This is a genomic window from Neobacillus rhizosphaerae, assembly GCF_050477885.1.
Taxonomy (GTDB): domain Bacteria; phylum Bacillota; class Bacilli; order Bacillales; family Cytobacillaceae; genus Neobacillus; species Neobacillus rhizosphaerae_A.
Genome location: NZ_JBCNAC010000120.1, coordinates 1 through 3,084, shown reverse-complemented (window position 1 = coordinate 3,084; position 3,084 = coordinate 1). Strand labels below are relative to the sequence as shown.

The 3,084-nt window shown below is 43.4% G+C and carries 3 protein-coding genes; all 3 read right to left on the bottom strand.

The features are described from left to right. Positions 1-113: 113 nt before the first annotated feature. A complete protein-coding gene (locus ABES03_RS17110) occupies positions 114-1,271 on the bottom strand; it encodes a UxaA family hydrolase (protein ID WP_430118868.1) in 1,158 nt (385 codons plus the stop codon). Positions 1,272-1,274: 3 nt separating this feature from the next. Further along, positions 1,275-1,619, bottom strand: a complete 345-nt coding sequence (locus ABES03_RS17105) for a UxaA family hydrolase (RefSeq protein WP_430118866.1) — start codon at positions 1,617-1,619, stop codon at positions 1,275-1,277. A 145-nt stretch (positions 1,620-1,764) separates the two neighbouring features. Continuing rightward, positions 1,765-2,715, bottom strand: a complete 951-nt coding sequence (locus ABES03_RS17100; RefSeq protein WP_430118864.1) for a hydroxyacid dehydrogenase — start codon at positions 2,713-2,715, stop codon at positions 1,765-1,767. Positions 2,716-3,084: the final 369 nt, after the last annotated feature.

Below are 3,084 nucleotides of genomic sequence, written 5' to 3'. Positions count from 1 at the left end.
GACCCGAGGGGCTAGGCGCTTGCGCTGGACAATTCTCGAAGTCGAATTTTATACTTTCTTTTAACGTGAAAAAGTGAACTCCCTACGCATAACAATGTGTAGGGAGAAGAGTTTTAAGCACTGCGATATAGTTTTGTCATGACAAATTCACGATGGCCTAATGCCTCGGCACAAGTAAGACGGCCATTGACAGTACGGCAAATCATTTCCATTAATTGATCCCCTGCTTGTTCCAGCGAGATGTTACGTGACAGCAAACCTTGCACATCCACATCAATGTGTTCACTCATTGTGGCAGCCGTGATTGGATTAGCCGTAATCTTCACGACCGGTTCAATTGGGTTACCAATAATATTACCTTGGCCAGTAGGGAATAGGTGAAGGACTGCTCCCCCTGCTGCCATCAAAGTGATACATTCTGCTGCTGCAGAAGAGGTATCCATGAAGTAAAGCCCAGCTCCATTTTCTGGTTTATCGGCAGGATCTAGGACACCTACTACTTCCTTCGTACCTGTTTTAGCAATATTCCCTAAGGCTTTTTCTTCAATGGTTGATAAGCCGCCGGCGATGTTTCCTTGAGTTGGCTGCGAGCCTAATAAATCTACACCTTTAGATTCAATTTCACCTACATAATCATCATAGATGGCCATGAATCTCTCTTGCAGTTCCGGTGTAGCCATCCGCTCGCGGATTAAATGCTCACCGCCGGTTAGTTCAGAGGTTTCCCCAAAGAACACCGTCGCACCAGCGTCAACCAAACGATCAACTGCCTGAGAAACAGTTGGACAAGAGCCCATGCCAGTCGTCGTATCGGATTCACCACATTTAATGCTGATCGTTAAATCTTTTAATTCAATTGGTTCCCTTTGAAGTTCGGTGGCCCATTGAACATATTCCTTCGCCTTCCAAGAAGCTGCGCGAATCGTTTCAAAATCACCATTTCCTTCGATAGAAAAATAGGATACTGGTTTACCAGTTTCGGCAATACCATCAGCGATTTTCTTCGCCCAGTTTTGTTCAATCCCGATGACGATTACGGCAGCTACGTTCGGGTTAGACCCCGTTCCAATCATCGTTCTGAAATGCAAATCCAAATCTGGACCATACTGTAATCGGCCATACGCATGCGGAAGAGCTAACGTACCTTGAACTTGCTTTGCAACAGCTTCACAAGCTGCATTAGAAATATCATCTACCGGTAAAATAATCACGTGATTCCGAATGCCAACCTTACCATTTTCTCTGCGATATCCAAAAAGCTGTTGACCCATCTTCTACCACCTCGCCGTTTTAATATTGTGGGTATGAACGTAATCGCCAATTTCCCACTTTTCTGTTGTTAAACCAACTTGAACTCCATACTTTAAAACTGGTTCTCCTTTTTCTAAATTAACTAAGGAGATTTTGTGGCCTAATGGAATATCGCCTTTAGCCAGAACCACTACATCGGAATTATCATCCATATAAATCCCGATTACCTTTTCTCCTTTTTGAATTGGAGTAGTAGCTACTCCAACATGATCGCCACGATGATGAATTAAAAATTTGTGAGTGCTTACATTTCCGGCTGTCTCTTGCTGTTGTTCCGTAAGAGTATTTCCTTGACTATTGATACTCATTTGAAAGCCTCCTTTGTGGTTGTTGTTGCGGTTGTGATTGAAGTTGTGATTGTGGTTGAGTGACCCAACCAATTTCTATATCCTTATTAAAGCACCTAATAACTGGATAGTCAACAATAATATTTTAATTTTCTAAATATTTTGTTTAGACAGTGCATAAGGAACGTTCCCCATTGACTACTTTTATTACTTCCTTTGCAACTAATAACGAAGTTCTGATCTGAGATTCATCGGTGAGCCCTGCAATATGAGGTGTGATTGTTGCAGTTTCGCAGGATAAGAGTTGATTAGTTTGTGAGATTGGTTCTACTTCCAGGACATCTAAAAAGGCCCCGGCAATCGTTTGGCTATTTAATGCAGCTGCCAATGCCGGTTCATGAATGATGCCGCCTCTAGAGGTGTTGATGATATACGCCGTCGGTTTCATCTTTCTCAATTCGGATTCGGAGATTAAATAATGCGTCTGAGGTGTTAATGGAACATGCAAGGAGATAAAATCGGACATGGTTAATACGTCATCTAAAGAGTCTTTTAGCTGGATTCCAGTTTCTGAAACGATGTGGTCGTACTCGGTGACAAATGGATCATAGCCAATGACTTTCATGCCAAAAGCAAGTGCCCTCTTCGCTACACGATGCGAGATTTCTCCTAATCCAATTAATCCAAGTGTTTTGTTGGAGATTTCGCCGCCTGTAAATCTTTTGCGGTTCCAATTTCCGGACCGGATATCAGCATCTGCTAGATGAAGCGGCCGGTTCGCGGTTAACATGGCCGACAGAACATATTCCGCAACTGATGTGGCATTGGCGTGACGACCATACACGACTTGAACGCCTCTTGCTTTCGCGGTTGGGATATCAATGTTATCCATGCCCACTCCCAAACGGCCAACTACCTTCAAGCGGGTTCCGGCATGTAAAAGTTCTTTATCCACCTTTGTTTGGTTTCGAACAATAATTGCATCGTACTCTTTAACTTTCTGGAGCAGCTGTGCGCGATTGTTCCATAGACTCTCATCATAGTGCACTTCAAACCCTTGACGAATCAGTTCCTCAATTCCTTCATTCCAAATTAATTCTGTTATCAAGGCCTTCATAAAAAAATTCCCCTCCTTGGTTTATGGCTCAGTGACCCAACCACTTTAATTATATTAAATCACCCTCTGCTAGTTTGGTCAATAGATTATCCGTGTAAGGGGTGGGCTGTTTTGGTAAAGATTGTTGTTATTGATTACATTTTCTAGGCTGGGCTCACATCTTCGGATAGGAATGCTCTTGAAATGGTTCAAGCTGTCCGAAGTTGACTCAGGTTCTGACAGTGTTGCTCCGGTTTGAACCCACCCTGTCAGAAGTTGCCTCAGGTTCTGACAATGTTGCTCTGGTTTAATCCAACACTGTCAGAAGTTGCCTCAGGTTCTGACAGTGTTGCTCTGGTTTGACCCAACACTGTCAGAAGTTGCCTCAGG